We start from the raw sequence: 7555 nt of genomic DNA, 5'->3' as shown, positions 1-7555 counted from the left end.
AATAGATATTCTTTGCTTTTGCCCCCCAGATAATTTTACTCCTCTTTCCCCTACATAAGTTTCATATCCTTCTGGTAGTGACATGATAAAATCGTGAATATTAGCATTTTTAGCTGCTTCAATAACCTCATCATCGTCAGCTTCAGGATTTCCATAGAGAATATTATCTTTTATAGTTCCTGTAAATAGAAATACATCTTGCTGTACTATTCCTATGTTTTTTCTCAAGGACTTTAATGTTATGTCCTTAATATCTTCTCCATCAATGGTAATTTTTCCTTTATTTAGTTCGTAAAATCTTGGAATTAAATGACAAATAGTTGTTTTACCACCACCAGATGGNNCAACTAGTGCTAAAGTCTTACCTTTTTCTATTTTTAAATTTATATTAGATAATATTTCTTCACTACCTTCATATTTAAAAGTAGCATTTTTAAACTCAATTTCACCTTGTACATCTTTAAATTCTCTTGCATTATCACTATCTACTATATCTGGTTTAGTATCCATTAACTCTACAAAACGCTTAAATCCTGACATACCTGATTGATATTGTTCCACAAATGATGTTAATCTTCTTATTGGTTGCATAAAATATGCTACATATAGAAAATAAGTAGATAGATCAATTACGCCTAGTTCCCCTTTATATACGAAGTAACCTCCAAACCCTAAAACAACTACATTTAACATGTCTACAAAAAATCTCATTCCAGACATGAACTCTGCCATATATTTATAAGCAGAAGATCTACTAGTTCTAAATTGAGTATTTCCTTCATCAAACTTTTCCATTTCATATTCTTCATTAGTAAAAGATTTAGCAACTCTTATTCCTGATATACTATTTTCTAGCTTAGTATTAACTACAGCTATCTTCTTTCTAACATCATAAAATGCCTTGGACATTTTCATTCTCTTAGTCATAGTAAATATTATAATTATAGGTATACAAGCAAATATTATTAATGTTAATTTTATATTTATAGCACATAGTAACCCAAAGGATCCTATAAGCATTATTATTGAAATAAAAACATCTTCTGGTCCATGATGTGCCAGCTCAGAAATATCCATTAGATCATTAACAATACGTGACATAATATTTCCAGTCTTATTATCATCAAAATAGCTAAATGGTAATGTCTGAAGATGGGCAAAAACTTCTTTTCTCATATCATATTGAAGCCTTACGCCCATTACATGACCCCAATAATCTATTATATAATTTGCTATAAGCTTAACTACATACAATAATACTAAGATAATTGTAAATATTAATATTATTCTTAGATTCTTATTAGGAATTGCATCCTTTAGTAGGTAATTTGTAAACATAGGAAATACTAAATCCATGGCTGCTACTAAAAATGCACATATCATATCAATTATAAATAGAGTTTTGTGTGGTTTGTAATAAGATATAAATCTCTTTAACATTAAAATTCCTCCATATCTCCTAGTAAAATTTAAAAAATTGTTCTATAAACAAAGTTTTAAGCCCCAGCAGAAAAACTCCTTCTACTGAAGCTTAAATTCTCTATGAACTTATTAAAATACTCTTTAATTAATATACATAAATCTTCAACAAAAAAACTTTCACTGCTAAGAAATTAATTACTATTTTTACTCATAAACATTTCTATATCTTCTATACTTTTAATTATATGAGCAGAAAGATTTACATAACCATCCTCTGTAACTAGAATATCATCTTCAATTCTAACGCCTATACATTCTTCTTCTATATAAAGTCCCGGCTCGTCTGTAATAATCATACCTGGTTTAAGCTCTATATTTCTCGGTCCTACATCATGGGTATCTAATCCTAATGGATGTGCTACACCATGATAGTAGTATTTATTTAACTCTGAGTCTTCCTTTATAAGGCCAATTCTCTTACATCCCTGAGCAAGAACTTTTTTAGTTATGTCTTGTAATTCACCAGTAGTAACTCCTGGTTTTACTGCTTTCATAACAGTTTCATTAGCTTCTAATACAATATTATATACTTCCTTTTGTCTTTCTGAAAACTTTCCATTGATAGGAAAAGTTCTGCTTATATCCCCATTGTAATATTTATATTGTGCTCCTAAGTCTAAAAGCATAAGCTCTCCATCTTTAGTCTTAGTATTATTATCTACATAATGAAGTATAGTTGCATTCTTTCCTGTAGCTGCAATAGTTGGAAATGCAAAGTCCTTAACTCCATTTTTCTTTAAAATGTAATTAAAATATGCTTCAATTTCATACTCTTTCATTCCTGGTTTAGCATTACTCCATATTTCTTTTATCCCATCATAAGTTACATCTATAGCTTTTTTAATTAATTCGATTTCTTCTTCTCTTTTTATAGTTCTAAGTAAAGCTATATCATGATATATATTTTTAATTCTTACATATGGATATCTTTTCATAATATCTACCGCAAAATTTTGAGATGATGTTTGTGGAATATTAAATTCTTGTCTTTCTAAATCTAAATACACATTATCAATACTAAATCTATCAAAATAACTTGCAATGGTACTTTCAAAATCTTTTAAAAACTTAATATCCTCTATACCTGAAACTTCTTTTGCTTTATCTTCACTTATTGTTTCACCAACCCATTTAGCCATAACAGGATCATTCTCTTGTATAAATAACATTTCTGACATTTTGCCATTAATATTTATCATTACCATAATTACTTTTTCTTCGTCAATACCAGTTAAATAATAAAAGTTTCTGTTTGGTGTAAATGGATAAGTCTCATCTGCAGACTTATAAGGAGCTTGTCCAGCAAAAAAGATAGCTATAGAATTTTGAGAAAGCACATCCCCTAACTTTTCTCTGTTAGTAACAAAAAAAATCTTATTCATAATTAATCCCCTTTTCATCAATATTTTCTATAAATCCCACTAATTATTATATACCATTTATTAGAATATATCTAATAAATACTAAAACTAATAAGTGAAGTGGATAAAACCCATAAAATATTAATTGTATTTTTTTACCTTCACTCCCATTGTAATGATAAATAAAAAATAAGCTATTAATGCAAGTTGCTTGAAGAAAAATTCTAAGGTTTACTCCAAATGGTTCCATAAAATATTTTAAATATGGTATAGTATATAAAAAATTCAATCCTATCATAGAAAGGGTTAATTTTTTAAAATTCTCTTTAAATATCTTAAAGCATAATATGATACAAACTCCATATACTGCATAATCAGATTGAAATTTCTCTAAGATATATAGTATTCCTAATATAATGATAAATTTAATTATATATATAGAAATATCAAATACTTCTTTGGATATCTTAATATAATGCTTTAACTTGTAACAATGAACTTTTTTATCTAGTATTATTATAATAAATATTGCTGAAAGAAGTGTAAAAAATACATTTAGCCCTTTAGTCTCAAATGCTAGCATGTAAGGTACTTGTGATATGATAGCTAAAATAAATAGCCTAAACATATATCTTTTTATATTCTTAGTCCTACTATATCCCTCTGTTATTAAAAATGCATATATAGGAAATGCCACTCTTCCAATGACTCTAAAAAATATTATTTCCGGAAAAAATACGGCTCCTATATGATCAATTAGCATAGTTACACAGGCCAATAGTTTAAGTGAGAAACTATCCATAACTTAACAATCCCCCAATGATTATCTTCCTATTCATTATATTCTTTCACTTGATATTCATGGTGTGATATATCTGCACACTGCACTATCTTATGTATTTTATCATCAAACTCTATAGTTGTAAGGCTTGTCTGTTTTATGTATGGCTCCATCCAAAAATTACTTATATCAATATTTTCTAAACTACAAAGTAATGCTTTTATAGGCATAGTATGTGTAACTATAAGAATACTTTTTCCTTTATTTTCTTTTATAATTTCCATAATTACTTTATCAATTCTTTCAATGAGCTCTTCAATGGTCTCTCCATTGCCTACAGGTTTATATATTTCTGGTTTATTCCAATAATTATAATATTGTTCTGGATACATTTTCTTTATTTCATCTTGGTTCAATCCTTGGAACTTACCTAATTTCAATTCTCTTAGTCCATCATGACTTATAAGTTCAACATTCTTATTTTCATTAATTATTTCTGCTGTCTTATAGGCTCTACCACTAGAACTTGAGTATATCTTGTCTAAATTAATTCCTTTTAATCTCTCTCCGAGCCATTCTGCTTGTTTTACTCCTAGATCTGTTAAAGGAGAGTCATTCCAACCTTGCATCCTCCCTTCTACATTCCATTGAGTTTGTCCATGACGAGTTAAATATACAGTTGTTGTCACTTCTTCTCCTCCTACACTAAATTAAAACTTATTAATATACCAATTTTAATATAACTTCTCTAAATATGCAAATATACCACATGTAAATTCTATGCTTATACATTGAATTTACATGAAAAAATATTAAGATTTCTATATAAAAAATATGCAAATAGTAAGCCCTCTTAAAACTTACATACTTGCATACTATCTAAAGTCTACTAATTATACTAGCATATTAATCCTTATAAATATCAAATTTATCTAATTGTACTCTATTAGGTAACACTTTTGTATCATGAAACAACTCATCTAGTAGCATAAGATTATCGTTTTCCTCAACAATTTTATGAGATCCAATTCCAAATTCATCTTTTAATAATTTTTCATCTTCGTTTTGTGGCATGAATATAGTACTTACCATCATTTCTTCCTCCTCTCTCAACTATATCAAATTTATCACTTTCTAAAATGTTACATAATACTTTTGCATCTTCTACCTTGGTTTCGCTCATCTCAATTTGGAAGTTATCTAACGGTCCAATTATTCCCATATAGTCATGAATAGAACTATAATCGCTTAATCTAATCTGTCCATATATATTCATTTTATAGTCTGACATAAACAACCCCCTATTATATAATTATTTATAGTTTGTTAAAGTTCACATATTTTTATACATTATTATTTAAATCATATATTCTTTGAAGTATTAAATATCTAAAAGTAATTAATTATATATTAACTCACTACATAAAAAATAAACCCAGTGATAAAACTTCTATTATCACTGGATTTATCTATTTATATAAAATTAGAATATCTACTCAAAATTTATACTATTTTTTATGCTTCCTTTTTATTTTCAGATACAATTTTATCTACTAAGTCTCCTGGAACTTCTTCATATCTTTCAAATCTACTTCTAAAGCTTCCTCTAGCCCCTGTTATACTTCTTAAATCAGTAGCATAGTTATACAATTCAGCTTGAGGTACTTCACTTATTATTCTTTGGCCCTTTAATCCCGGCTCCATTCCTAGTATTCTTCCACGTTTTTTATTTATATCAGCTATAATATCTCCCATATAATCATCTGGAATATCTATTTCTAGGTACATTATAGGTTCTAAAAGAATTGGATTTGCCTCTTGAATACCTTTCTTATAAGCTAAAGAAGATGCTATTTTGAATGCCATTTCTGAGGAATCTACTGGATGGAATGAACCATCATGCAATGTTGCCTTTAATCTTATAACTGGATATCCTGCAAGTACTCCATGAAGTATACAATCTTTAAGCCCCTTCTCTACAGCTGGTATATATTGTCTAGGAACAGCACCTCCTACTACTGCATCAACAAATTCTAATTCATCTTCACCATCATTTCTAGGTTCAAATTTAACCTTTACATCTCCATATTGTCCATGTCCTCCTGACTGTTTCTTATGTTTTCCCTGTACATCTGCAATTTTTTTGATTGTTTCTCTATATGGTGTTTTAGGAATTCTAAGACTTACATCTGCTCCAAATTTATTTTTCAATTTACTTACTAAAACTTCTAGATGGGTTGTACCGATACCTGAAATTACTACTTCAGCATTTTCTATATCTCTTGATATTGAGAATGTAGGATCTTCTTCCAATAACTTTGAAAGTCCACTTGATATTTTATCTTCATCGCCCTTTGTATTAGGTATTACAGCTCTAGAATATACTGGTAATGGAAATTTCATTCTATTAAACACAATGGGTCTGTTTGAAGCGCATATAGTATCTCCAGTACTAGTAAATTGTAATTTTGAAACTGCTCCAATATCTCCAGCTTTTATTTCTGTAGTAGGATATTGTTTTTTCCCTTTCATAAAATATAGTGATCCAATTTTTTCATCTTTTTCTTTAGATGAATTGAATACAACAGTATCTGATCTTGCAGATCCTGTTATAACTCTAAACATAGATAATTTACCAATGAATGGATCAACTATTGTCTTAAATACAAATGCTGAAAATGGCTCTTTTTCATTAATTTTTATATTTATAAATGCATTGTTTTTAATATCTTTAGCCATATATAAATTAGTCTCTATTGGAGATGGGAAACATTCTACTATATCTTCTAATAATGTTTCAGTTCCTATACTTGCTATAGCCGAACCACACATTATAGGGCATATATCACCTGTAGATGACCCTTTGATTAACCCATGGTATATATCTTCTTCACTTAATTCCCCATCATTAAAATATTTATCTAACAAAACTTCATCAGTTTCTGCTACCGCTTCCATGAGCATTTGTTTACACTCTTCCACTTTATCTCTTAACTCCTCTGGAATTTCTCCTTCTTCCATAGTATGAGTCTTAGGATTAAATATTCTAGCTCTATTAGATATAATGTTTACTATACCCCTAAATTCTGTTTCTTTTCCTATTGGGTATTGTATAGGCACAACAGACATACCAAACTTATTTTTTAATTGCTCTAAAACTTTTTCAAAGCTACTATTCTCACGGTCTAGTTTGTTTACAAATATAGCTCTCGGTAATTTACGCTCAACTGCATAATTCCATGCCTTCTCTGTTCCTACCTCAATTCCTGCAACTCCACACACAGTTATCATTGCCATATCGATAGCACTTAGTCCTTCAATTATTTCTCCTTCAAAATCAAAATAACCTGGCATATCTACTAAGTTAATTTTAACATCTTTCCATTCACAATGAGCAACAGCTGTAGAAATAGATATTCCTCGCTTTTTTTCTTCTACATCATAGTCGCTTACAGTAGTTCCATCCTCAATTTTTCCTATCCTATCAATCTCTTTAGTGTAATATAGTAAACTTTCCATCAAACTTGTTTTGCCCGAACCACTATGACCAATTATTCCCACATTTCTTAAATTATTAATTTTATACTCTTTCATAAGGCGTACCCCCTAAATTAAATTTGGATGTATTAAGTTTATAAAATTGTATTAAATATATATTTTATTCTATGCATTATCAAAATTTCCTTCAAACGTTAGAATATTTATAATATTTAATCAATTATAAATAGAATAAAGCCATAATATAGCCTTATATCTATTTATATTTCTTAAATTAACTAATATTCTTTCCTTATAAAAATATCTTATAACAACACTGTTTGTACTTTCTTGAAGTAATATCATTTTATTTTAAAACAATAAAAAAGTAGATAATTAATAAAATTATCTACATAAAATTTATAATTATAAGAAATGGCTCCGCGAAGAGGAT

General features: G+C 28.5%; 7 protein-coding genes. All 7 read right to left on the bottom strand.

All coding sequences use genetic code 11. From position 1 onward, the window contains the following. The coding region (locus tag B2671_RS11765) for an ABC transporter ATP-binding protein (RefSeq protein WP_422653239.1) at positions 1–1338 on the bottom strand (1338 nt) is incomplete at its 3' end. 275 nt (positions 1339–1613) lie between these two features. Further along, positions 1614–2864 (bottom strand): aminopeptidase P family protein, encoded by a 1251-nt coding sequence (locus tag B2671_RS11760; protein ID WP_346870597.1) that lies wholly within the window; start codon positions 2862–2864, stop codon positions 1614–1616. Positions 2865–2910: 46 nt separating this feature from the next. After that, positions 2911–3645, bottom strand: coding sequence for a TraX family protein (locus tag B2671_RS11755; protein ID WP_346870596.1), 735 nt, complete (start codon positions 3643–3645; stop codon positions 2911–2913). A 29-nt stretch (positions 3646–3674) separates the two neighbouring features. After that, entirely contained in the window at positions 3675–4313 is a 639-nt protein-coding gene (locus B2671_RS11750) for a histidine phosphatase family protein (protein WP_346870595.1), read from the bottom strand. Positions 4314–4530: 217 nt separating this feature from the next. Beyond that, a complete protein-coding gene (locus B2671_RS11745) occupies positions 4531–4719 on the bottom strand; it encodes a hypothetical protein (protein WP_346870594.1) in 189 nt (62 codons plus the stop codon). After that, a complete protein-coding gene (locus tag B2671_RS11740) occupies positions 4679–4915 on the bottom strand; it encodes a hypothetical protein (protein ID WP_346870593.1) in 237 nt (78 codons plus the stop codon). Before B2671_RS11740 ends, B2671_RS11745 begins: the two co-directional genes overlap by 41 nt. 224 nt (positions 4916–5139) lie before the next feature. Continuing rightward, positions 5140–7218, bottom strand: coding sequence for an elongation factor G (gene fusA, locus B2671_RS11735; RefSeq protein WP_346870592.1), 2079 nt, complete (start codon positions 7216–7218; stop codon positions 5140–5142). Between the last annotated feature and the right edge of the window lie 337 nt (positions 7219–7555).

It is taken from the genome of Clostridium sp. UBA5119, assembly GCF_002414285.1.
Taxonomy (GTDB): domain Bacteria; phylum Bacillota; class Clostridia; order Clostridiales; family Clostridiaceae; genus Clostridium_J; species Clostridium_J sulfidigenes.
The sequence above is the reverse complement of the archived record's forward strand: the minus strand, read 5'-3'. Positions and strand labels throughout refer to the sequence as shown.